Source organism: Pseudoalteromonas sp. Angola-7 (assembly GCF_028599255.1).
Taxonomy (GTDB): Bacteria; Pseudomonadota; Gammaproteobacteria; order Enterobacterales; family Alteromonadaceae; genus Pseudoalteromonas; species Pseudoalteromonas atlantica.
The window spans coordinates 13560-36806 of sequence record NZ_JAQREL010000012.1 but is presented as its reverse complement, the minus strand read 5'-3'; the positions used below and the strand labels follow the sequence as shown (position 1 = coordinate 36806).

21 protein-coding genes are annotated in these 23247 nt (G+C 40.7%); 15 read left to right on the top strand and 6 right to left on the bottom strand.

Annotation, left to right across the window (positions count from 1 at the left end; all coding sequences use genetic code 11):
* Window positions 1–237 precede the first annotated feature (237 nt).
* The 9 genes from PSH50_RS15125 (at window position 238) to PSH50_RS15085 (ending at window position 10191) form a co-directional block, all read left to right on the top strand.
* Window positions 238–1065 (top strand): tetratricopeptide repeat protein, encoded by an 828-nt coding sequence (locus tag PSH50_RS15125; protein WP_004588840.1) that lies wholly within the window; start codon window positions 238–240, stop codon window positions 1063–1065.
* Window positions 1066–1079: 14 nt separating this feature from the next.
* Window positions 1080–2333 (top strand): DUF819 domain-containing protein, encoded by a 1254-nt coding sequence (locus PSH50_RS15120; RefSeq protein WP_004588841.1) that lies wholly within the window; start codon window positions 1080–1082, stop codon window positions 2331–2333.
* Window positions 2334–2342: 9 nt separating this feature from the next.
* Entirely contained in the window at window positions 2343–3197 is an 855-nt protein-coding gene (gene kdsA / locus PSH50_RS15115) for a 3-deoxy-8-phosphooctulonate synthase (RefSeq protein ID WP_054983446.1), read from the top strand.
* Window positions 3198–3325: 128 nt separating this feature from the next.
* A complete protein-coding gene (locus PSH50_RS15110; RefSeq protein ID WP_004588843.1) occupies window positions 3326–4222 on the top strand; it encodes a transcriptional regulator GcvA in 897 nt (298 codons plus the stop codon).
* A 2-nt stretch (window positions 4223–4224) separates the two neighbouring features.
* Window positions 4225–4860: an alpha/beta family hydrolase gene (locus PSH50_RS15105; protein ID WP_138685610.1), complete on the top strand. Its 636-nt coding sequence runs from the start codon at window positions 4225–4227 to the stop codon at window positions 4858–4860.
* Complete coding sequence (locus tag PSH50_RS15100; protein WP_273587113.1) at window positions 4857–5225, top strand: DUF423 domain-containing protein; 369 nt, start codon at window positions 4857–4859, stop codon at window positions 5223–5225. Before PSH50_RS15105 ends, PSH50_RS15100 begins: the two co-directional genes overlap by 4 nt.
* 17 nt (window positions 5226–5242) lie before the next feature.
* The gene (gene rlmM, locus PSH50_RS15095; protein ID WP_004588846.1) at window positions 5243–6328 is read left to right on the top strand and encodes a 23S rRNA (cytidine(2498)-2'-O)-methyltransferase RlmM; all 1086 of its coding nucleotides are present in this window, start codon (window positions 5243–5245) and stop codon (window positions 6326–6328) included.
* Between the two features lie 17 nt (window positions 6329–6345).
* Window positions 6346–9660: an Ig-like domain-containing protein gene (locus PSH50_RS15090; protein WP_273609816.1), complete on the top strand. Its 3315-nt coding sequence runs from the start codon at window positions 6346–6348 to the stop codon at window positions 9658–9660.
* On the top strand, window positions 9661–10191 hold the full coding sequence (locus PSH50_RS15085) for a hypothetical protein (protein ID WP_273587115.1): 531 nt from the start codon (window positions 9661–9663) through the stop codon (window positions 10189–10191).
* Window positions 10192–10231: 40 nt separating this feature from the next.
* On the opposite strand, the gene cysZ is transcribed toward PSH50_RS15085, so the two are convergent.
* Window positions 10232–10963 (bottom strand): sulfate transporter CysZ, encoded by a 732-nt coding sequence (cysZ, locus tag PSH50_RS15080; RefSeq protein ID WP_024034179.1) that lies wholly within the window; start codon window positions 10961–10963, stop codon window positions 10232–10234.
* A 368-nt stretch (window positions 10964–11331) separates the two neighbouring features.
* Between cysZ and PSH50_RS15075 the strand changes: the two genes are divergently transcribed.
* From PSH50_RS15075 to PSH50_RS15060, 4 genes are all read left to right on the top strand, one after another.
* Window positions 11332–13596, top strand: a complete 2265-nt coding sequence (locus PSH50_RS15075; protein WP_273587116.1) for an EAL domain-containing protein — start codon at window positions 11332–11334, stop codon at window positions 13594–13596.
* A 158-nt stretch (window positions 13597–13754) separates the two neighbouring features.
* Complete coding sequence (locus tag PSH50_RS15070; RefSeq protein ID WP_004588851.1) at window positions 13755–14225, top strand: GNAT family N-acetyltransferase; 471 nt, start codon at window positions 13755–13757, stop codon at window positions 14223–14225.
* A gap of 268 nt (window positions 14226–14493) precedes the next feature.
* The gene (locus PSH50_RS15065) at window positions 14494–15363 is read left to right on the top strand and encodes an MYG1 family protein (protein WP_273587117.1); all 870 of its coding nucleotides are present in this window, start codon (window positions 14494–14496) and stop codon (window positions 15361–15363) included.
* A gap of 122 nt (window positions 15364–15485) precedes the next feature.
* On the top strand, window positions 15486–15818 hold the full coding sequence (locus PSH50_RS15060; protein ID WP_273587118.1) for a YnfA family protein: 333 nt from the start codon (window positions 15486–15488) through the stop codon (window positions 15816–15818).
* A 44-nt stretch (window positions 15819–15862) separates the two neighbouring features.
* On the opposite strand, the gene PSH50_RS15055 is transcribed toward PSH50_RS15060, so the two are convergent.
* Together PSH50_RS15055 and PSH50_RS15050 are read right to left on the bottom strand one after the other, a co-directional pair.
* Entirely contained in the window at window positions 15863–16468 is a 606-nt protein-coding gene (locus tag PSH50_RS15055; protein WP_273587119.1) for a TetR/AcrR family transcriptional regulator, read from the bottom strand.
* Window positions 16469–16470: 2 nt separating this feature from the next.
* The gene (locus PSH50_RS15050; RefSeq protein ID WP_126007632.1) at window positions 16471–17334 is read right to left on the bottom strand and encodes an alpha/beta hydrolase; all 864 of its coding nucleotides are present in this window, start codon (window positions 17332–17334) and stop codon (window positions 16471–16473) included.
* Window positions 17335–17586: 252 nt separating this feature from the next.
* Here PSH50_RS15050 and speA point away from each other — a divergent pair, with 252 nt between their 5' ends.
* On the top strand, window positions 17587–19500 hold the full coding sequence (gene speA / locus PSH50_RS15045) for a biosynthetic arginine decarboxylase (RefSeq protein ID WP_273587120.1): 1914 nt from the start codon (window positions 17587–17589) through the stop codon (window positions 19498–19500).
* Window positions 19501–19503: 3 nt separating this feature from the next.
* Complete coding sequence (gene speB / locus PSH50_RS15040; protein ID WP_273587121.1) at window positions 19504–20427, top strand: agmatinase; 924 nt, start codon at window positions 19504–19506, stop codon at window positions 20425–20427.
* A gap of 52 nt (window positions 20428–20479) precedes the next feature.
* Here speB and PSH50_RS15035 read toward each other — a convergent pair whose 3' ends face one another.
* The 3 genes from PSH50_RS15035 to PSH50_RS15025 all read right to left on the bottom strand — a co-directional run bounded on the left by PSH50_RS15035 (window position 20480) and on the right by PSH50_RS15025 (window position 23168).
* Window positions 20480–20845 (bottom strand): DoxX-like family protein, encoded by a 366-nt coding sequence (locus tag PSH50_RS15035; RefSeq protein ID WP_273587130.1) that lies wholly within the window; start codon window positions 20843–20845, stop codon window positions 20480–20482.
* Window positions 20846–21026: 181 nt separating this feature from the next.
* Window positions 21027–22049 (bottom strand): M48 family metallopeptidase, encoded by a 1023-nt coding sequence (locus PSH50_RS15030; RefSeq protein ID WP_273587122.1) that lies wholly within the window; start codon window positions 22047–22049, stop codon window positions 21027–21029.
* A 9-nt stretch (window positions 22050–22058) separates the two neighbouring features.
* Window positions 22059–23168: a YjgN family protein gene (locus tag PSH50_RS15025; protein ID WP_054983478.1), complete on the bottom strand. Its 1110-nt coding sequence runs from the start codon at window positions 23166–23168 to the stop codon at window positions 22059–22061.
* Between the last annotated feature and the right edge of the window lie 79 nt (window positions 23169–23247).

Sequence of the window (23247 nt, the reverse complement as noted above, 5' to 3'; positions counted from 1 at the left end):
ACGATACTTATAAGTATGGGGCTTAAACCCCCAAGGAACTTGAGTAACAGTTAACACAGTTAATACACCTCTGCACGTCTCATGGCCTTCACCATTTTTCAGCCATGCTGGCCTACTCCTTTTACTATAAAGCACCCCTCTGAGGTATAATTGCGGGTGGGAGCTTCGCTGTATTGGTAACTATCCGTAAAATTAGGTAAACTACGCCTTCGTTTTTTAATAAATGTTGTAGTATTGATGACCACCCTCGGGTATGACGAACACGACGAATCTTATTTAGATGATGCATATGATGAATTTACTCCACCACCACTTTATCGGTGTATTAATGCAGAGTCGAAATGGGACCCTCAAATAGATTTAGCACCAACTTTTTCTGTATTAACTGACTTTGAGCAGCAGATCACTGCTATGTGCGCAAAGCAAAAAGACCCACACGATAGATTAGAAGCCCTTCTTGATATTTTTTATAGCAAATGGCTATTTAGCGCCTCTGGGCTAAAGGTGCCAGAGCATAAAATAAATAGCTTAAGCTATACACTCACTATGCGCAGCGGCTCTATAACCACATTAGGTATTTTATTGAGCCATTTGCTTGAGCAAGCGCAATTAGATGCCAGTGTGTGTATTAACCAGGGTGATATTAGCGTGCATGTCGCAATAAGTGATGAAGAAGGCTACATTATTGAGCCTAGCAGTGGGCAACAAAGCTGGTACATCATTCCTGAAAATGCGGATGAAGAAAATGGCCAAGAGCAAGAGCCACTTGAACTTATTTATAACGATGAAGTTTATAAATTGTTTTTAGCGCAGCAAAAATGGTCGTTTATTAGCGAAAATAAATTTGGCCACGCGCTGGTATGTGTTGAGTTGCTAATGGAGCTATTAGGCGATGACCCGTACGAGAGACGCGACAGAGGTTACTTACTCAATCAGTTAGATTGTCCTAAAATGGCACGCGATGATTTACAGTTTTTTATTGATGAGTGCCCGGACGATCCGGCAATTGAAATTATTCAGCATCAACTAGAAGAACTTGAAGATAATAATAAAACACACCATTAAGAATAGGAACAAATATGGCTGATACTCACACTGCATTAATTACTAATGATGCTGTTGTACTGGGTTTGCTTGCTGTAATTTTAGGGTTCATTTTTAAAACCTCTAGCAGCGAAAACCCCAAACTAAAAGCATTTTATAAATATGTACCAGCATTATTGCTGTGTTACTTTTTACCTTCTTTACTCAATACGTTTGGCATTGTAGATGGACATAGTTCAAATGTTTACTATGTTGCTTCGCGCTATTTGCTACCAGCATGTTTAATCTTACTTACTATTAGTATTGATTTAAAAGCTATTATTAATTTAGGCCCCAAAGCGCTAATTATGTTTTTAGTGGGTACGTTGGGTATTGTGATTGGTGGGCCTTTATCTATTTTAGTGGTTAGTGTATTTAGCCCTGATTTAGTAGGCGGCCACGGCCCAGATGCTGTTTGGCGTGGTATGACAACGGTTGCCGGCAGCTGGATTGGCGGCGGCGCTAACCAAGCTTCAATGAAAGAAATGTTTGAAGTGGGCGGCGATATATTCTCGGTTATGGTGACCGTTGATGTGATTGTGGCGAATATTTGGATGGCTGTTTTATTACTAATGGCTGCAAACCATAAAAAAATTGATGCCGCAACAGGGGCTGATACAACCGCCATAGAAGATTTAAAAAACCGTGTTGAGCAATACCATGCAGAGCATGCCCGCATGCCGACACTCAATGACTACATGACCATTATTGCCATAGCATTTGGTATAACAGGGCTTGCTCATTTTTGTGCCGACTTTTTAGGGCCGTTTTTTGCAAACAATTATGCGTGGGCTAAAGAGTACAGCTTAAACAGTAAATTCTTTTGGCTAATTGTTATTTCAACCACGATTGGTATTAGTTTATCATTTACTAAAGTAAGGCAAATAGAAGCGTTTGGCGCATCAAAAGTTGCTTCAAGCTTTTTATATATTTTAGTGGCATCAATTGGCTTACATATGAACGTAACCGCTATATTTAGTAACCCTGGGTTATTTTTAATTGGGGCTATTTGGATGCTAACACACGCAAGTTTAATGCTGATTGTAGCCAAAGTAATAAAAGCCCCGTTATTTTATATGGCGGTGGGCTCGCAAGCTAACGTTGGCGGCGCTGCGTCGGCGCCTGTGGTGGCTTCTGCGTTTCACCCTTCGCTCGCGCCAGTGGGCGTTTTATTAGCTGTACTAGGGTATGGTGTAGGTACATATATGGCCTACATTTGTGGATTAATGATGCAAGCAGTTGCACCTTAAGGAATTTAAATGAACAACCAAGTAATTAATATTAATAATATTGAGCTGGCAAACGACAAACCATTTGTATTATTTGGTGGTATGAATGTTTTAGAGTCGCGCGATTTAGCAATGCGCATTGCAGAGCACTATGTAGAAGTAACCTCTAAATTAAATATTCCTTATGTATTTAAAGCCTCGTTTGATAAAGCGAATCGCTCATCAATAAATTCATACCGCGGCCCTGGTATGGAAGAAGGCTTAAAAATATTTGAAGAGATTAAAAATACCTTTAACATTCCGCTTATAACCGATGTGCACGAACCACACCAAGCAGCGCCTGTTGCTGAAGTGGTTGATGTAATTCAGTTACCTGCATTTTTAGCACGCCAAACAGATTTAGTGGTAGCTATGGCTAAAACGGGTGCCATTATTAATGTGAAAAAACCACAGTTTTTAGCACCGCACGAAATGCGTCATATCATTACTAAATTTAATGAAGCAGGTAATGATAATGTTGCACTGTGTGAGCGCGGCTCAAGCTTTGGCTACAACAACTTAGTTGTTGATATGCTAGGTATGGATGACATGAAAGCCATGGCACCGGTTATTTTTGATGCCACCCATGCACTACAGCGCCCAGGCGGGCGAGCTGACTCTGCTGATGGACGCCGTGCACAAGCTGCCGAGCTTGCTCGCAGCGGCATGGCACTGGGCATTGCGGGCCTATTTATTGAAGCGCACCCTAACCCTAATGAAGCAAAGTGTGATGGCCCATGTGCATTGGCACTTAGCAAGCTTGAAGGGTACTTATCGCAAATGAAAGCAGTAGATGACTTAATTAAAAGCTTTGCACCACTTGATACAAGCGCAAGCGATTTATAATTTAACACCTATTTAGGTAATGTTTAAAAAGCGACTTAGGTCGCTTTTTTTATTCCATTAATATACACACACAACGATGCTGTATATAATCTTACGCATAAGAAAAACTAATTCTAAGCTTGGTTACTATGTCAAGACGAGTCCCCCCATTAAACGCACTTAAAGCTTTTGAAGCCGCAGCACGCCATTTAAGCTTTACTAAAGCAGCAGAAGAGCTGTATGTAACGCAAGCGGCAGTGAGCCATCAAATTAAAACCCTTGAAGAGCATTTAGGCTTAAAATTGTTTTTACGTAAAAATCGCTCGTTATTATTAACCGAAGAAGGCCAAGGCTACTTTTTAGATATTAAAGAGATTTTTACCCAGCTGATAGATGCTACCGAAAAGCTACTTGCTCGCGGTGCAAAAGGCTCGCTTACCGTAAGTTTAACCCCGAGTTTTGCAATTCAGTGGTTGGTACCTCGATTAAGTTTATTTAACGAACTCCACCCCGAAATAGATGTGCGTATAAAAGCGCAAGACCAAGACGAAAACTCGTTAACCGATGATGTAGATATTGCTATTTACTACGGCCGAGGCCACTGGAGTGGGGTTCAAACTTACAAATTGCACACCGAGTATTTAGTGCCTTTATGTAGCCCACTGTTATTAAGCGGGCATAAACCGCTTAATCAACCGAGTGACTTAGCCCAGCACACTTTGTTACACGATACCACGCGCCGTAACTGGAAAACCTGGATGAAAACGGCGGGTGTACGTAATGTACAAGTGAATCAAGGTCCTATATTTAGCCACTCATCAATGGTGCTCCAAGCCGCGGTGCACGGCCAAGGTGTAGCAATAGGCAATAGTGTGCTTGCCAAACCCGATATTGACGCGGGCCGTTTAGTGATCCCATTTAGCCACAGCTTAGAGAGTAAAAACGCGTATTACTTAGTGATTAGAGAGTCGCAAACAGAGCTGGGTAAAATAGTCTCGTTTAAAGATTGGATGCTGAGCTTAGTTGAACAAGAACAAGAGTATTAATAATGATTGAATGGTTTAAAAGCGCAACGCAGCCGGCTATTGCACAGTTTATATTTGCGCATGGTGCCGGAGCTGGATCAGATTCTGATTTTATGCAGCATATGGCTAAACTCATTAGTGCGCAGGGTATTGATGTAGGTTTATTTGATTTTGAATACATGCAAATTGCTAAACAAACACAAAAACGTAGACCGCCAGAGCGAGCCCCTAAACTGTTAGCTTATTACGAGCAAGTACTAACAAATGCGCAACCTAATTTACCGTTATTTATTGGCGGCAAGTCGATGGGCGGGCGTATGGCGTCTATGCTTGCCTGTAGCTCTACACAACCGATTGCAGGTGTATTAGCGTTTGGCTATCCGTTTCATCCGCCCGGTAAGCTAGATAAGCTACGCACCGATCATTTTGCAGACATACCTTGCCCGTTTTTAGTATTACAAGGCGAGCGAGATACCTTTGGCACCCGTGAAGAGCTTAAAACACTTTCTATGCCAAAACAGCCAAGTTATGTGTGGCTTAGCGATGGCGACCATTCACTCAAACCACGCAAAAAAAGTGGTGTGAGCGAGCTGCAAAATCGTGAAACTGCAGCGCTTGAAGCAAGTAAATTTATAGCCAATAGAGTGGAGCAATTATGATAAAACTATTTTTACTCACGGGCAGCTTTTTTTGCATGCTGTCGGTTATGTTAGGGGCGTTTGCCGCGCATGGTTTAAAAAGCCGTTTAACTGAGTATTCACTCGGGGTATTTAAAACCGCAGCTGAGTATCAAATGGTGCATGGTTTAGCGCTTATAGCCGTGGCGATTTTTATTAAGTGGGGTATTAATTTAACCGTGGCGGGAGGTTTTTTTATTGCCGGTACATTGCTTTTTAGTGGCAGTTTATATTTATTAGCCCTAAGCGGCATGAAGTGGTTAGGCCCAATAACCCCATTAGGTGGGTTATGTTTTATAATTGGTTGGGTTGTTATTTTAGTGCAAGTTGCACGATTTAAGTTTTAAAGAGTTTAAGGGTTAATATGTCTAGTGTTGTGATTTATTGTCGTAGTGGTTTTGAAAACGATGCGGCTGCTGAAATAACGTTTCATGCTGCCGAGCAAGGTTTTGCCGGCTATGTAAAAGCCAAACCAAATACCGGCTACGTGATTTATGAATGTTTTGAAGCGCAACACAGCGACGAAATAATCAAAAAGGTCGACTTTAAAAATATGGTATTTGCGCGCCAGTGGTTTGCTGGCACGTTAATCGAAAATATGCCGGTAGAAGATAGGGTCACTGCATTAAAAGAAGCCGCAAAGGATTTTCCTTTGTGTAGTGAATTGCGCGTAGAAACCCCCGATACTAACGAAGGCAAAGAGCTACTGACCTTTTGTAAAAAAATATCAACGCCGTTAAAAAAAGCACTCGAAAAGCAAAACACGGTATTACGTGAGCCAAAGGCAAACCGCCCGGTAATGCATGTACTATTTTTAGCAAACAATGCCGCGTATGTAGGGTATTCGTATAGTTATAATAATTCGCCGTTTTTTATGGGCATTTTACGTTTACGTATGCCAAGTGACGGACCGAGCCGCTCAACGTTAAAACTTGACGAAGCCTTTAATGTTTTTATCCCTGAAAAAGAGCGAGAAGCGCGAGTACAACCAGGCATGCGAGGGGTTGATTTAGGCGCTTGCCCAGGCGGTTGGACCTATCAATTAGTACGCAGAGGCATGTTTGTTAGCGCAATAGATAATGGCCCAATGAACGATAGTTTGATGGAAACAGGCCAAGTTAAACACTTTAGAGCCGATGGTTTTAAATACCGCCCAGAAAAAAGAAATATTAACTGGTTAGTGTGCGATATGGTGGAAAAACCAACCAAAGTGACTAATCTAATGATTGACTGGGCAGTAAACGCATACGCCAAAGAGCTGATATTTAATTTAAAGCTGCCTATGAAAAAACGCTTTGATAGTGTTTATGAATGCCTAACGATGATCAAAGAAGAGCTTACTAAGTACGGTATAACCTATGAGTTGCAAGCTAAGCATTTGTATCATGACCGTGAGGAAATTACCGTTCATTTAAACGTTGTTAAGGTGCCCCAAAATTTGTATAGCTAAATCATAGAGGCATAAAAGTGGTATTAAATAATGTTTATAAATGGCTAGGATTACTTTTTCTATCACTTTTAATAGCCGGTTGCGGCGGCGGTGGCAGCGATAGTGACGCCACCGATAGTGGCTCAACTGGCAATACCGCCCCTACTGTAAGTGTTGATGTAAGCAGCAGCGTTATTGTTGCTAACCAAACCTTTACTATTATGGCTCAGGCAAGCGATAGCGACGGGCAAGTCTCTAGTTATCAATGGCAGCAGCTGTCGGGGCCTGAATTTACCTTTACAGCTAATGGCAATATACTCACAGTAACGGCCCCCAGTGTAGAAAGCGACACTGACTTTAGCTTTTCGGTGCTAGTAACCGATAATGACGGCGCCACTACAGAGCAAGTGTTCTCTGGGACTATCACGGTTCAAAATACGCCTCCCACAGTTAATATTACAGGCCCAAGTAGTGCACTGGCTAATACCCAAGTTAGTTTAATTGCTAATGCACAAGACATAGATGGCACAATTAGCGCCATAGTGTGGGTACAATCTGCTGGCTCCTCCATCGAATTTAGCCAAATTGAAGGTGAATTAAGCTTTACCGCCCCAAATGTAAGTGAAAATGAAACGCTTGGTTTTAGTGTTACTGTAACCGACAATGCCGGGGGCACTGTACAAAGCAGTGCGACGGTACTTATTACGCAATTAAATAGCGCACCTAGTGTTACCTTAGCTGGGCCTGACGAGGCAATGCAAAATGAGTCAGTGACAATAACAGCTACAGCGCAGGACAGCGATGGCACCATTAGCGAGCTAAGCTGGCAGCAAACAAACGGCCCCGTGGTCGAATTTACGCAAACCGACTCCAGCATTACGTTTAATGCCCCAACGGTTGCTCAAAATACCAATATTACCTTTTTAGCCACCGTTAGAGATAACGACGATGCAACTAATAGCGCCCAAAAAACGGTGATTGTGGTGCCGCCTAACAATCCGCCTGTGGCAGACGATGTAACCGTTGAGGTGCAATATAACTTAAGTGCTGAATTTAATTTGACGGTAAATGATGCCGATGGCGATACGGTACAAATTACTTTTCCAGATGACCTAGAAGGGGCGCAGGTGAGCGTTATTGATGCCCAAGCGCTGCGCTTTAGCTATACACCGCCTGTAAATAGTATTTCTGCAAAAAGCTATACACTGACCGCCAGTGATGGTGAAGACAGCACTAACTTTTTACTTAATACGACAATTATTGATACCAGCGCTGCAACGGTGACAGAAATAACGCCTAATGGAGCAGATGAACCGGTATTGGTTGACACCCCCATTAGCATTACGTTTTCAGATGTGATGCTGAGCAGTTCGTTAACCGTAAATAGTAGCGCGGGGAGCTGCGAAGGCAGTGTTCAGGTATCAAGTGATGATTTTGCAAGCTGCGTTGCACTTATTGTAGAGAGCGTATCTGGTGCTCCTGATGAGACGAGTGACTATTTTAAAAACGTTAACTTAAGCGCTGATTTTTCAGAAAACACGCTTTACAAAGTGCGTGTAAATGACCAATTAGTTAATTTTTCTGGTACTGCTGCGACAGCAGGCCAAGTGAGTGAATTTACCACCTCAACCCAAGATTTAAAAATAACCGAACTCATATCGGTGCAATTTACTAATGATACGCCCTGGGTAGAGATTTATAACGGCACAGGAGAGGCTGTTAATTTACAAAACTATTCATTAAAAACGCGCGCAATTAATATGCTTGATAGCTCAGTGAGTGCAGAGCAAGTATTTACATTACCCAACAAAGTATTAGAAAACGGCAGTTATATTTTACTGCAAAGTCGTTTTGGTGATGAGTTTTTAGCAAGCGCGGCACTTAATAACCCTAAAATTGTGCTGGTGGGTAACCAAAGCGATGCGCTACGTCCTTACTGGTATATAAATGGCTTTGCAGAGTTATTAAATAGCGCCGCCACACAAACAATCGACTTTGTTAAATTTGGTAATTCTACCCAGCAACCGGTTAGTGCCACGCAATGGCAAGGCGATAACGCACCACAAATGCAGGCCGAGCAAGGCTCAAGCTTAAAACGTGCGCTTAATGCAACAGATACTAATCAAGCAAGTGATTGGGTTTACTCAGTGTTTAATACGCCGGCAGGGCAAAATGATATTAGCTGTGATACCGATACAGATTTAGATGGGATCCCTGATTGCAGTGAGCAAGAAGGCACAACATTTGGCGGGCTGCCTTTATATGAATGGGGCGCACGGGAAAATCAAAAAGATATATTTATAGAAATTGATTATATGGACAGTACCGATATAGGTATTACGCCACAGCGTACAGCATTAGAAAAAGTAGTAAGCGTATTTGCAAGTAACGGCTACACAGTGCATTTTGATGTAGGCGATTTGTTTGACCAAAGCACGGGTATTTCCACCGCTAACTTTGATTTAGGAGGCGGTACAACCGTACCGTTTAACAGCTACACGCCCTTTGAATATGACCAAGGTACTGCTAATTTATTTGCCTATAAAATGGAATATGCCGATACAACGCGCCGCCCAATTTTTCATTATTTATTAATGGCAAACAGTGGTAACGAAGATGGCAGCATTAGTGGCTCGGGCATTGCTGAAATAAATGGTAATGACCTAATGCTGACTATGGGCGGATGGGGGTTATCGGTTGATGATCAAACATCACAAAATGTGACGAATAATTACCAAGCGTCTACTATTTTTCATGAGTTGGGACATAATTTAGGGCTTTATCATGGCGGCGACGAAGAAGTGAACTTTAAGCCAAATCATTTAAGCTCTATGAATTATCTATATCAATTAACGGGGCTTGCAAGCATAGGTAATAACGAAGGTGACCGTTATTACGACCGGTTTTATACCAACAACATTAACTGCGACCTTGTGCCAAATACTAATAATCAAACAGGATCAACGGATGATTTTATCATTGATTATTCAAACGGCAGCGCTGCAAATATAAATGAAAGTGCTATTGATGAAAGCGCAGGATTAAACAGGCCTGGCTCTGAGGCGGTCGATTATAATTGTAATGCAATTTTAGGCGATACATTAACTAACTTTGATGCAAACCAAGACTCGCAAATTACTGTATTAACGGATACCGATGAGTGGAGCATGATTAACTTACAGTTTTACTCACAAACTGCAGGTAACCGATTTGGTGTGGCAAATACGATGAGCCATAAGCTGTATCAACAGCAGCGTGTTCAAGCTGTTTCTACTTCATTGCCTAGCTATATAAAAGAAGCAGCGCCAAGCGAGGCTATAATTAACCAAATTAAAGCTATTAAAGAGCGCTAAATGAGCTACCGATTTATAAAAGCTGCACTTTTACAAGGAGCTATTATTTGTTTAGTTGCTGCCTGTAGCCAAGGCGCTATTAATAAAGCCAGTAGTAGTGAATGGTTACTAACTGATGCGCTTTATTATAATAACAAGCCAGTAAATTGGCAGCAAAGGCGAGTAAACGGATGTAGCACGTGTTTAATACAAAACGACTCTGTACTTCAGCCCGAGGGCATAACGCGTTTTTATACGCTTTATAAAGATGGGGAGTGGGTTGCAGTACAGGAGCAAAGCAGTTTAAATGTTATAAGGTTAAAACTGCCTTTGCACACCCCCTATTTGTATGTTGAGCAATTAGGTAACGGTGAACTTAAATTGTTTAATCAGCAACACACTTATAAAACTAAAATAGGCGAAGTCATTAACATTACTTTTAAAAAGCAGTTATTCTCGATAGTGATCACAGCGTTTACTTTACAAGATGAAAAAAATGCAGCACTGCCAAGGCGCGCAAGACTAAATTACACTGCACTTAAGATAAAATAAAAGCACCAAAAGGTGCTTTTATTATTTGCCGTAGTGTTATTTAGCCCGCTCGGTATTTAGAGCGATAATTATCTACCCACAAACGGGTAGCGCCACACACAGCAACGGGCATAACAATTAGGTTAATAAATGGGATTGCAGTGAGCAGCATAACAGCAAAGCCAAAGCCATAAGATAAACCTTGTTTAGACTTTAAATCGTCTTTCATTTGTTTAAAGCCTACTTTATGGTTATCGAAGGCAAAATCTTTGTATTGCACAGCATACATCCAACATGTAAATAAAACCCATAACACTTGTCCAATAACGGGTAAAATCCACAACAAAATAAAAAAGCCAATAGCGCGGGGTAAGTAATAGCAAAGCTTTGTCCACTCTCTGCCTACCATGCGTGGAATGTCTTTTACTAAATCAGCAAAACCGTCGTCATTTATTTTTTGACCCGTTAAATAAAGCTCTACTTTTTCGCTGAGTAGTCCGTTAAAAGGGGCCGCAATGAAGTTGGTTATTACTGTAAATAGCATGCTGTAACTAAATAGCACCACAAGCACCGCAATGGGCCACATTAACCATTCAAGCCAGCTTAGCCACTCAGGTAACATGTTGTTTATATAATTAAAGCTGTCGCTTAACCAACCAAATAAAAAAAATAGTGAACTACCAAACAATAAAATATTAAGTAAAAGTGGAATAAGCACAAAGCGCTTAAGGCCTTTTTGGCTAATTAATTTAAAGCCTGAAAAAAAATATTCCATACCTTGTATGATCTGCACAGTAACCTCAAAAAAGACTCATATCTGCATGCAGTATAATTAGACTGATAATTTTGAACAGCCTTTTTAAGTAACAAAGTGTTAAACCTGCAAAATTTAAAAAAAGTTTTAGAGTGTGTTGGCTGGATTGTTTTTGTTATGGATGTTTATTTTTTGTTGCAAAATAATGTAGGCTTAACGCATACTAAAGTTGTTTTTTAGCTATTTTATTAAAAAACAATTTCCATAATCGTAATAATAAAACTCGTGCTGTAAGTTTATTAACTATACTCATTTTAAATATATGAACTAAGAGCAGGAATTTGTTGATGCACTGCACTTTTTTAAAGTGCGTAGCAACATAAAAGCACCTAGATGCATGGTGAAGTATGAATACTGCAAAACTAAAACAATTGTTATCTCACCAGCAGGATATATTATCTAAAATCGCGTTAGGCATTGCCTTAGACGATATTTTACAAGATATTTGTTTAGCTATAGAGCAAGTTATTGAAGACAGCTCTGCAAGATGCTCAATACTGTCTTTAACAGGTAATCAGTTATTTCATCGTGCTGCCCCAAATATTGACGATGAATATTTAAAGGCAATTAATGGTGTGTTTATAGGCCCTAATGTAGGGTCTTGTGGCACCGCGGCTTATAAAAATGAGCGAGTTATTGTGCAAAATATTGACCTTTCGCCCTTGTGGGAAGGTTACAAAGATTTAGCGCACAGCTACGGTTTATATTCTTGTTGGTCAACCCCGATTATTTCAACCACCAGTGAAATATTAGGCACTTTTGCTATTTACCACGGCGCCCCTAAAGCACCTACACAGCAAGATTTAGAACTCATTGACTATTTTGTACACTTTTCTAGCATAGCACTTGAAAAAAGCGCAGAGTCGCTCAAAGCTAGGCAGCTAGTGGCAGACCTGCAAAAAAGTAATGAAAAATTTAAAGCATTTACGCAAGTGATGCCCGATCTTATTTTGATTTTGAACGAAGAGGGCGTCTATACCGATATTTACGGTACCTCGAGTGACTTATTACTTGAATCGCCCACCGATTTAATTGGTCAAAATGTGCAAAATTTGTTCCCAGTTAAAGATGCCGACATGATCATGGGGATTATTAAAAAAACCATTCGCACCAATGAAATGCAAATATTTGAGTACGATTTAGCCGTGCCCAAAGGCCACATAACCTTTGAAGGAAGAGCGGCTGCACTTACTAACTACCAGCCAGAAAAACCAGAACTTAAGCACGTAGTGTGGATGGCAAGAGATGTAACCCTTCGCAAAAAAGCCGAGCAAGAAGTTCAACGGCTTGCGTTTTTTGATCCACTAACAGGGCTCCCTAATAGACGAATGCTCAGCGACAGCCTAGCAAAGTGTGTAGAGCGTATTAAACGCACCAAAAAAACGGGCGCATTACTGTTTTTAGATGTTGATAACTTTAAAAGAATAAATGATTCATTAGGCCACGGCGCCGGAGATCAAGTATTAATAGAATTAGCAAAACGCTTAGGTGGCGTAATACGATCATCTGATACTTTAGCTAGAGTGGGCGGTGACGAATTTATTATTTTACTCGAATACATTGGCGAGCATAACCACCAAGCCTGTATTGAATCCGAAATAGTCGCTAAAAAAGTACAAGGCGTGTTTAATGATAAGTTTGCAATAGGGGAGCTGGCATTTCAAGTTAGTTGCAGTATAGGTATTTGCTTAATTAACGAAGAGCACACAGCTACCGATAACATATTAAAATTTGCAGATACTGCCATGTACCGCTCTAAGGCAAAAGGTGGCAATAGCTGCAGCTTTTATGACCCTAAACTGCAAACTTTACTCGAAAACCAAGCCGAATTAGAAACGGATATTGTAAGAGCAATCGCAAATAACGAATTTTGTGCGTATTTTCAGCCGCAAATTAGTATGCAAGGAAAGATAGTAGGTGCAGAAGCACTGATAAGGTGGATACACCCTAATAAAGGGGTTATTGCGCCTAATCAGTTTATTCCTATTGCAGAGCAATATGGCCTGATTCAAAAACTGCAAAACATAGTGCTTCGCAATATATGCAGCCTTATTAATCAACTCAATGAAAAAAACATGATAGATGAGCACTTTAGCGTATCTATAAATATTAGTCATATACAGTTTAATTCTGCGCAGCTTACCCGTGAGCTCTGCTCTACAATTAAAGAGTTCAACATAAAACCGCAGCATATTAAACTTGAGATCACCGAAACCATGCTATCGGGCGATATTGACAGCACAATAAAGCAAATGACGGAGCTACAAGAACAAGGTTTTGTGTTTTCTATAGACGACTTTGGTACAGGGTATTCCTGTTTAGCCCATTTAAATGCTTTCCCCGTACAGGAAATAAAAATTGATAAAAGCTTTATCGATAAGATTTTAGATAAAGGCAAAGGCTTTAATATTGTTAATACGATTATAAGCCTGGGCAAAAGTTTAGACATTACCGTTGTTGCTGAAGGTGTAGAGCAAGAGGCGCAATTTGAGTTACTAAACTTGCTCAATGCAGATTGTATACAAGGCTATTTAGTCGCAAAACCTATGAATGCCAGTAACTATATTAAGTGGCATGCCCATCAATTTAAAAAGCAAAGCCTAAGTGCTTAGCAGGCTGTGCGTCGTTTTTGTAAATTAAGCTAACGTTTTAATAAAGCTATTTTTACCTTATTAAAACATTTTGTTTAAACAACACTAGGAACACGCGTATTAAGTATATATTATGAAGTCACTATAACGATTCAAAATAATAAAATGGACGACAAGAGATGCAGTTAGTCGAATTAACCCCTAAGGATCCTGATGTAGTTAATGTGTTTGCAGATATAGATAGACTGATAAACTCCTTATACCCCGTGGCTACAGCCCAATCTCTCAAATTAGAAGAATTAAGCAAAGACAACGTTTACGCAATTGGTTTAAAAAACGAAGATGGCATTATTGCCTGTGGCGCTATTGTTAAGCAAAATGACGGCGCGCTATATGGCGAAATAAGGCGTTTATACGTAAAACCAAGTTACCGTGGTAGAGGTTTTTCAAGACGCATAATGCAAAACTTACTGCATTACGCCGGCGAAACAAAAATTCCACTTATCCGATTAGAAACAGGCCCAAAGCAAACCGAATCAATTAGTTTATATGAAGATTTAGGTTTTGCGCGCTGTGCAAGCTTTGGCTCGTATCAAGATAACCCACAAAGTGTATTTATGGAGCTTGCCCTGAGCCCTGAGCCAGAATAAATAAGCTATTTACTACTGTGTGCCTATAGCTGACTCTGTAGGCGCAAAAAATACTTCACTGTTTTTCACTGCTATCTTCGTATAAAATTCGCCACGTATATTTAATACCTGTGCACAGTAATACTTAATGATTTTAAGAGGCAAAACTTGGCTATAAACAAGCTTTTTTGCTTCAAAAAAAATTACTTGATTAAGCAAACGGGTATAAACCTTTATTTAGCACTTCATAAGTGAGAATTTTATCTTTTTTAAAAGTAGCCCAAAACCAATGAGCGATTTAACAGTAGTAACCCACAGTGGTAATTTCCATGCCGATGACGTGTTTAGTATTGCGGTACTTAAGCATGTATTGCCTGCCTTTAACTTGGTACGAACCCGCGATAAAGCAGTAATAGAAAGTGCCGATATTGTTGTTGATGTAGGTGGCGAATACAACCCTGACACAGGACGCTTTGATCACCACCAACGCGGCGGCGCAGGCGAGCGCGAAAATGGCACGCCATACTCGTCATTTGGCTTAATTTGGAAAAAGTATGGTTTAGCGCTGTGTGATAATAACCAAGCGGTGGCTGATAGAGTTGACGCTGGTTTAGTCTCTACAATTGATGCCATAGATTGTGGTTACGTTAAAGGTGTGGTTGAGGGCATAACGCTTAGCCAAACGCTTTCTATGTTTAATCCAACATGGGAAGAGGAAGGCAACTTTGATGAATGCTTTGATGAAGCCGTTAAATTTGCAGCGCGTTTATTAACCCGTTTTATTGCCTCAGCAAAAGGAAGCATTAACGCCAAAGATATTGTTGCAAAAGCAATAGAAGACGCAAAAGATCCCCGCGTGATTATTTTAGAAAAATACACACCATGGAAAAAAACAGTACACCATTTATCAAGCGACGCTTTATTTATGGTTTACCCTTCGCAAAACGGCCAATGGATTATTCAAACTGTACCAGTAGAGCCCGGCTCGTTTGAGGACAGAAAGTCACTGCCTAAAGCGTGGGCCGGTTTATCTGATGAAGAGTTTCAAGCTGAAACAGGCTTAGACGACGCTGTATTTTGCCACAATGGTTTATTTATAGCCGGTACTAAATCGTTCGAAAGTACAATGAAGCTGGCCGACGTGGCCCTAGCTGAGTAACCTGTTTTACTTAAATATGGGTAAAAATTTTTTACCCAGAATTCGCACTATTTTAGCTAAGTAACTAGTTTGCAGTTACTAAGCTTTATTATGCTCTCGTTATTTAAATCACGTGAGGTTTTATGTTTGAAGTAAAAACTATCGCGCTATTTATTATTACCGCACTGGCAGAAATTATTGGCTGTTACTTACCTTATCTTTGGCTTAAAGAAGATAAATCCATATTCCTTTTAATACCTGCAGCAATCAGTTTAGCGCTATTCGCGTGGTTGCTTACGTTACACCCAGCAGCCGCTGGACGGGTCTATGCCGCGTATGGCGGTGTGTACATATGCATGGCTTTGCTGTGGTTATGGGCTGTTGATGGCGTAAAGCTTACAATGTGGGATGTAGTGGGCGGGGCGGTTGCCTTACTGGGCATGGCTATTATTATTTTTGCACCTAAAAGTGCTTAAAAAGTACGCCATATTAAAAGTAAAAAACACCTTGCAGGCCACTGTTAACGCATATATCGCGCAATTAAATTGCCAACTACTTTTTTATAAGTAAGCGTTAAAGCCGGATTATCTATTAAGCTTGTTTGTACAACATGCCCGGTATATAAGCCATAAAACTCATACGCAAAAATGCTCGGCTCTTTGTCTTGGCTAAAGTAGCCTTGTGCTTGGCAGTTAACTGCAAGTTTAGTGAGGTAGTTAATCATTTTTAAGTGTTGGTCTTGCATAAACTGCCTTACCAAACAGTTCGGGCTTGCTTTAAACTCTACCGACGCTTTAATGAGCGGGCAACTTGCCTGCTTACCAGGCGATACCGTATCTAAAAAATTGAGCCACTCAAGCCAACGTTGCTGAAAATTATTTAAATGAATTAACGCATCTTCATCAACAGATATATCAACAACCTGTTTTCTAAATTCTTCTTCGGTGTAGGCCAAAATAGCCACTTGCATATCTTCTTTATTGGCAAAGTGTGAGATCACCCCAGTACGCGACATGTTAGTCACTGCCGCTATTTTTCCTATCGACAAGCTATATAAACCATGTGCAGCCGCATAGGCCATTCCTTTGTGCAAAATATTGCGTTTTGTGTTCTCACTTTTTTTCATCGTTAATCCATAAAGCGTGTTATTTGGTCGTACACGTATTGGCTTTTTAAAATGCGTACGTGTCCCAGCTCCTGTGTGGCCACAAGTGTTGCGGGTGTGTTCTCAGTTAATAATTTTATTGCCTCAAAGCTTGCCACTGAGTCATTTTTATCATGAATAAACAACATGTTTTCGTTAATTTTATTTTTAGAATGATCAGGGTGAAGGTTTTGCCAGCTAATACCATATTTGTCCGACACCCTATTAAGCATATTTTCTAGCATGAGCTCAGAAATACCCACTTGCCTGACCTTAGCAAACATGGCTTCAAATATTTGTGCAGGGGCAGAGATCATCACAATTTTTTTATTCTCTAAATAATGAGGCGCTAAGTTTAACAAAGCAACACCGCCCATAGAGTGTGTAACGACTCTATTAATTGTAATATTTTGCCCATTAAAGTACTCAAAAGCCGCTGTTAGCCCCTGCATATACCCGTATAAGTGCGAGGTATTGCCGTGCGAATAGCCATGGCCTATGTGATCAATTGAGTAAACATTAAAGCCTTTTTCAAGCAATTCATCTATTAAAGCAGTAAACCGATTAGTGCTATCGGCCCAGCCATGAGATAAAAATACCGTTTTAGTGTTTTCCGCTAGGCTAAAATAGTACAGGTTTACAGCGCCAAGCTCGGTAGTAAGTTTAATATTAATTGGCTGTATACATGTTCTAAATTCGTATTGGCGTCGGCTATGTGGGTTACAAAATACCTTCATGGCAAGGCGGGCACTGAGTTTAGGAAATGTTTTGGTCAGACCAAAAGTGGCAGCCTTTGTTATTTTAGAAAATTTAGGTGGCTTGTTTTGATTAAAGTAAATTTGTTTCATGTTTATACCAAATAAGTACAGTTGTTCTATTTTATCTTAAATAAGTACAGCTGTACTTATTTTTTTAGCCGCATAACCAGCTTGCTTTACTAAAGGCGGTTAGCTGTAAAAGCTAAGGTGTAGGTGTTTTTTCTCTCAACACTAAAAATCACTCGTTACGAGTAAAAATACTTGTTGGACTTAAAAGTCTATTTTTCTTTTAATGCGCGCAACTAGCCGAACCGGCATTCATTAAATACAAGAGAAAGATAAATGAAAGAGACAACATCACTAGAACAAGCTCGCACGAGTTACAATGTTCGTCATTGGAGCCAAGGTTTTTTTGGAATTAATGATCAAGGTGATGTGTATGTTGCGCCAAAGGCTCACGCCCCAGAGCAAACTATTGCACTTACAGATATCGCAAAGCAGCTAGAAGAAAAAGGCTTAAGCTTACCGGCTTTAGTGCGCTTTCCACAAATTTTACATCATCGTGTGCACAGTTTATGTGGCGCGTTTAATACCGCGATTGAAAACTATGGTTATCCAAAAGATTACCTATTAGTTTACCCAATTAAAGTAAACCAACAACGCGAAGTGGTTGAAGAAATAGTAGCAAGCCAAGCCGAATTAGAAAAAAAACAATTAGGCCTTGAGGCGGGCAGCAAACCAGAGCTATTAACTGTTTTGGCAATGGCAGAAAAAACCAGTGCAGTAATTGTATGTAATGGCTACAAAGACAAAGAATATGTGCGCTTAGCACTGATTGGCGAAAAGCTAGGCCACAAAGTATACATAGTGCTTGAAAAACTCTCTGAGCTCGACATGGTACTTAGCCAAGCAAAAGCGCTAAATGTTAAACCACGTATTGGTATTCGCGTTCGTTTAGCATCGCAAGGCAAAGGTAAGTGGCAAGCAAGTGGCGGTGAAAAATCAAAATTTGGTTTATCAGCGTCGCAAGTTTTGCATGTAGTTAATCGTTTAAAAGACGCTGGCCAACTTGATTTAATGCAACTTGTGCATTTTCACTTAGGCTCGCAAATGGCAAACATTCGTGATGTGCGTTTAGGTGTAAGCGAGGCCGCGCGTTTTTACTGTGAGCTACGCAAATTAGGTGCAAGCATTGAGTGCTTAGATGTAGGGGGCGGTTTAGCTATTGATTACGATGGTACCCGCAGCCAATCACATAATTCAATGAACTACAGCTTAGCTGAGTATGCAAATAATATTGTGTACACCATAGGTGATACATGTAAGCAGTACGCACAGCCCATGCCGACGATTATTTCTGAGTCGGGGCGTGCACTAACGGCGCACCATGCGGTGCTTATATCAAATGTTATAGGCACAGAAAGCTACACGCCAGAAGAGTTAGTAGCGCCAGCAGCAGATGCACCGCTTTTATTAAATAATATGTGGGCATCGTTTGTGCAGTTAACCGATTTAACGGATGATCGCGCACTGATTGAAATTTACCACGACAGCCAAGGGGATTTAGCAGAAGCGCATAACCAGTTTGCACTTGGGCTTTTAGATTTAACGCAGCGTGCGTGGGCAGAGCAAGTTAACTTACGTATTTGTTATGAGCTTAACAAACACATGGATAACAAAAACCGTTTTCATCGCCCGATTATTGATGAGTTGAACGCACGTTTAGCCGATAAGTTTTTTGTAAACTTTTCGCTTTTTCAATCATTGCCTGATGCGTGGGGGATTGATCAAGTGTTTCCGGTATTGCCATTAAGTGGTTTAACCGAAGCACCAAAAAAACGTGCTGTATTACTTGATATTACCTGTGATTCAGACGGCGCGCTTGAGCACTATGTTGATGGCCAAGGCATTGAAAGCACATTACCCGTGCCTGAGTACAGTGCTGATAAACCTTACTTAATGGGCTTTTTCTTAGTGGGTGCGTACCAAGAAATTTTAGGTGATATGCACAATTTATTTGGCGATACGCACAGCGCCATTATCAATATGGATGAGCAAGGCGTTGCCAGTATTAGTGAAATAAACCAAGGTGATACCGTAGCCGATATGATGCGTTATGTACATTTAGATGTTGAGAGCTTTCAACACTCGTACGCACAGTTAGTGGCTGCAAAAATAGATAAAAATGAACAGCAAAGCGTTTTAGACGAGTTGCAAAGCGGCCTTAATGGCTACACTTATTTAGAAGAGTTATAAGCAATGTCTAGCTTGTTTGGTCATGTTGACCACTCATTGTATTCAAACGGGATGACGTTTTTACGTCGTCCTATGGTGCAAAACATTAATGCCATTGATGCAGATGTCGTTGTACTAGGCTTACCCTTTGACTTAGCAACATCGGGCCGCCCCGGTGCACGCTTAGGGCCCGATGCTATTCGCAGAGCGTCGGTACATTTAGCCTGGGAAGACACTAAATACCCGTGGACATTTCCTTTGTTTGAGCGTTTAACGGTTGCTGATGCGGGGGACTTTACTTATCCGGTAGGCGATCCTGAGTATTTTACGGCACAGCTAGAAATGGCTGCAGAGCAAATACTTCGCCAAGGGGCAACGCTGTTAGGCCTTGGTGGCGATCACTTTGTAACGCTTCCGCTATTGCGCGCGCATGCAAAGATACATGGCAAAATGGCACTGGTTCATTTTGATGCGCACACTGATACATACAGCAATGGCTCGCGCTTTGATCACGGCACTATGTTTTATCATGCACCCATGGAAGGGCTGATTGATGTAGATCACAGTATCCAAATTGGTATTCGTACCGACTTTGACCAATCAAAGCATGAGTTTGCAGTGATTGATGCAATGCAAGCTAATGATTTGCACGCTAATGAAATAGCAGCGCAAATACGCGAGCGAGTAGGCGACTTACCCGTTTACTTAACATTTGATATAGATTGTTTAGATCCTGCATTTGCACCAGGTACAGGCACACCTGTATGCGGTGGTTTAACATCAGATAAAGTGCTTAAAATACTGCGCGCACTAAAAGGCATAAATATGGTGGGTATGGATGTGGTAGAGGTTTCACCGTCGTACGACCAAAGTGAGCTTACCGCTATTGCCGCAGCAACAATTGCCAGTGAATTATTGCACCTGTGGACACATAAAAATAAGTATTAACGCTATAAGTTAAGCACTACAAAAAGGTATGCACTGGCATACCTTTTTTATTTTAGAGGTGTCGATTATTTTGCAGCTTAATTTCTTTTAACCAAATAAAACTTAAGCCAATAAGCGGCAGGTTAGTGGTTACTGGGTTAAATGCTTCAATGAGTAATGGTGGCTGCATTACTACAACCGCTAACAAAAGCCCTAAAAGCGCTAAAATATTTAAAATAACGATGTGCTTATTTTTATAAAACACTAATAAGCATAATCCAAATATAATTTCGCCAATACCCGCCGAACGTGTAATTAAGTCAGACACTTCAGCTGAAAAACCCGCACTGCCAGTCATTAGTTTTTCAAGCGGGGCAATATGATAAAGCTTTGGAAAAAAGCCGTGAATGATACTAACCCAAATAACTATTTGAACAATTTAACTTACTAAATCAATTACTAACGTCGTTAAAAAATCTCTATTTAGAACCACTAAACAAAAAATTTTTTGCCTAGTTAATAAATGATTTATTTATCGTTAAAATAGCTCCTATAGTTAATCGAATTAGTATACCCAACTTAGACTCACTATGTAGCGAGCAATTTGTATATAACTGGGGTTATTTCCTCGCATTGTCTATTCGCTCTTGTGCGCTTGGGTGGCTAGATAAATATTCGAGCAAATTATTTACCTTTTCAAGGTGTTCGTTTTCGCTGGTGTGCGCGCCTTGTAATGCTTCAATGGCATCGGCAAAGTCGTTGCTTGAATACCCTAAATGCTCAAGTTGAATGAGTGCATAGCTATCTGCCTCGCGCTCCATATCACGAGAAAACCCTTGCTGTGCAAAAGATGCCCCCGTACCAAGTACCATTTCTGCTATGCCTTCTAAATCGCCAAATATAACTGCAAGTACAATGGTACTGGCTGCCGATTGCGCAGTCATGCGTACGCTATGCTGGTGGACTACGTGGCCAATTTCGTGAAGTAATACGGCTTTTAGTGCGTTGGGTTTATCGGCTAATAAATTTGCTAACTCATCGGTTACGACAATACGCCCGTGGGGCATTGCAAACGCATTCGCTCCAAAGGCCTCTGATTTATAAAACGATAACCTATAAACCGATGGCTCAAGCGAGAGCGCATTAAGCATTGTATTAAAGTGTTGTTGTACTTTAGCTTGTTGCTCATTAGGCAGCTCACTGTCATCAAGCGCGAGCTTTTCAATTATGGTAAAGCTTTGTTCACCCATTTGCTCTACTACACTGCGCGGCAGAGTATCAACACTGTAAACAGCAATAGCGGGCACAACTTTATAAAGCATTAACCACATAAAAAGCGGTGTAAAAATAACGGCCGCGATAATAGCCCATTTACTTTTTTCAAGGCGCTCTAGTAGGTCATGCTTATTTGCTTTAAAAGGCCAGCGATAATTTACATCAGTAGGAATAAAGCGGCTGCCATCATTAAAATTTAGTTCATCAGCAAGCCCAGCTAGGCCAGAGGTGAGTGTTATATCGCTTATTGCATGGCTTGAAATAAGCTGGTCATCGTAGCTAATCTCAACACAGGTGTCGCTAATGCTAGCGACACCTTGCTGGTAATTGCTTGATGCCTTGGGGAAGTAATGTCCCTGTACGTGCATAATAAGCTCTTAGGTTAGCGATAGGTCAATATCAAATACATTGGCTGCTTCTTCAGCAAACGATGACTGCTCTTGTTGCGCGGTATCCACTAAATTTAGCGCACTAGGGTAAATATTAACGGTTGTAACCTCGGCAAGCATTCTCGATGTACGCACTTTGGTCCACGGGTAGGCAAGCCCTAAAGAAAACACGATTGCCAGCATATTGGTTAATAGTAATATGGCAAAAGGAATAGGCTTAAGCTCTGATTTAAATGATGCTACGTCTTCAAATTGACTGTTATCAAAAATATGGTTACGAATAGCCGCAGCCCACACAGCGGTTACTATCGCAATCATAAATACGTAAGCAATCATTAATCCACCAAACATAATGCCCATTTTGGCTGGATCTTGTGCAGCTTGTTGGTTTTCTACATTCATTAAATCAAGCCCAAATAAGCCTAATACAGCCATAAATATCACCATAGTGATAGAGCTCACCACAAAGCAAATAAGGGCGGTTAAGTAGTAGGTTTCACCTTTAAGGTTTACGGTTAATGGCGTGTCACCGTAGCTAATATTGCTATGTATGTACGTGTCGATACGTTTTAAAACATACGGCATTAATAAATAAAGGGTAAAAATACTGGCAATAGGTAAAAGAATAAAGTTAATGAAGGCTTCGCCGTAATCGCCTTTAAATGCAAAGCGTACATTTCGATGACGGGTCATACGCATATTAAAGCGCAGACCTTGGTTAATAATCCACGGCATTAAAAAGATAAAAGCAACCGCAAATAGTAAACCTACAAGAGGAAAAAAGCTGCTACCAAAGGAGTAAATTAAAAATACAATAACCGCTAAAATACGGCCTTTTAAAATTTGCATAGGGGTGGCTAAGTAGTCAAAGCTGTGTCCGTCAATGCGGGTGTGGCCATAAAAGTATCGCATTGTGCGCACTTTTGCCCAAGCCGAATAAATACCTAAAGTAAGCACGCTCAGTAAAATATTGACTATCCAAATACCAAAAAACTCACCGCCTTTACCGCTAAACTGTACTTTGCCGCTAAAAATAGGGGCAGCAGGTTCACTTACTGCAGGGGTGGTTTCTGGGGGAGTAGGGTGTATTGATTCCATTAAAATTATATCCATGTTGTTTTTTTGTTAATTTACCTAAATTTGGTGCAAAGCTCAATCTTTAATAGCCTTACAGCCT

Excerpts from the sequence above, each read along its gene's own strand:
- PSH50_RS15065 (WP_273587117.1), top strand. The coding sequence starts at position 14,494 with ATGAGCGATTTAACAGTAGTAACCCACAGTGGTAATTTCCATGCCGAT.
- PSH50_RS15025 (WP_054983478.1), bottom strand. The coding sequence starts at position 23,168 with ATGGAATCAATACACCCTACTCCCCCAGAAACCACCCCTGCAGTAAGT.
- PSH50_RS15055 (WP_273587119.1), bottom strand. The coding sequence starts at position 16,468 with ATGAAAAAAAGTGAGAACACAAAACGCAATATTTTGCACAAAGGAATG.
- PSH50_RS15100 (WP_273587113.1), top strand. The coding sequence starts at position 4,857 with ATGATAAAACTATTTTTACTCACGGGCAGCTTTTTTTGCATGCTGTCG.
- PSH50_RS15075 (WP_273587116.1), top strand. The coding sequence starts at position 11,332 with ATGAATACTGCAAAACTAAAACAATTGTTATCTCACCAGCAGGATATA.
- PSH50_RS15105 (WP_138685610.1), top strand. The coding sequence starts at position 4,225 with ATGATTGAATGGTTTAAAAGCGCAACGCAGCCGGCTATTGCACAGTTT.
- PSH50_RS15110 (WP_004588843.1), top strand. The coding sequence starts at position 3,326 with ATGTCAAGACGAGTCCCCCCATTAAACGCACTTAAAGCTTTTGAAGCC.
- PSH50_RS15085 (WP_273587115.1), top strand. The coding sequence starts at position 9,661 with ATGAGCTACCGATTTATAAAAGCTGCACTTTTACAAGGAGCTATTATT.
- PSH50_RS15070 (WP_004588851.1), top strand. The coding sequence starts at position 13,755 with ATGCAGTTAGTCGAATTAACCCCTAAGGATCCTGATGTAGTTAATGTG.
- rlmM (WP_004588846.1), top strand. The coding sequence starts at position 5,243 with ATGTCTAGTGTTGTGATTTATTGTCGTAGTGGTTTTGAAAACGATGCG.
- PSH50_RS15125 (WP_004588840.1), top strand. The coding sequence starts at position 238 with ATGACCACCCTCGGGTATGACGAACACGACGAATCTTATTTAGATGAT.
- speB (WP_273587121.1), top strand. The coding sequence starts at position 19,504 with ATGTCTAGCTTGTTTGGTCATGTTGACCACTCATTGTATTCAAACGGG.
- PSH50_RS15050 (WP_126007632.1), bottom strand. The coding sequence starts at position 17,334 with ATGAAACAAATTTACTTTAATCAAAACAAGCCACCTAAATTTTCTAAA.
- kdsA (WP_054983446.1), top strand. The coding sequence starts at position 2,343 with ATGAACAACCAAGTAATTAATATTAATAATATTGAGCTGGCAAACGAC.
- PSH50_RS15120 (WP_004588841.1), top strand. The coding sequence starts at position 1,080 with ATGGCTGATACTCACACTGCATTAATTACTAATGATGCTGTTGTACTG.
- PSH50_RS15060 (WP_273587118.1), top strand. The coding sequence starts at position 15,486 with ATGTTTGAAGTAAAAACTATCGCGCTATTTATTATTACCGCACTGGCA.
- speA (WP_273587120.1), top strand. The coding sequence starts at position 17,587 with ATGAAAGAGACAACATCACTAGAACAAGCTCGCACGAGTTACAATGTT.
- PSH50_RS15030 (WP_273587122.1), bottom strand. The coding sequence starts at position 22,049 with ATGCACGTACAGGGACATTACTTCCCCAAGGCATCAAGCAATTACCAG.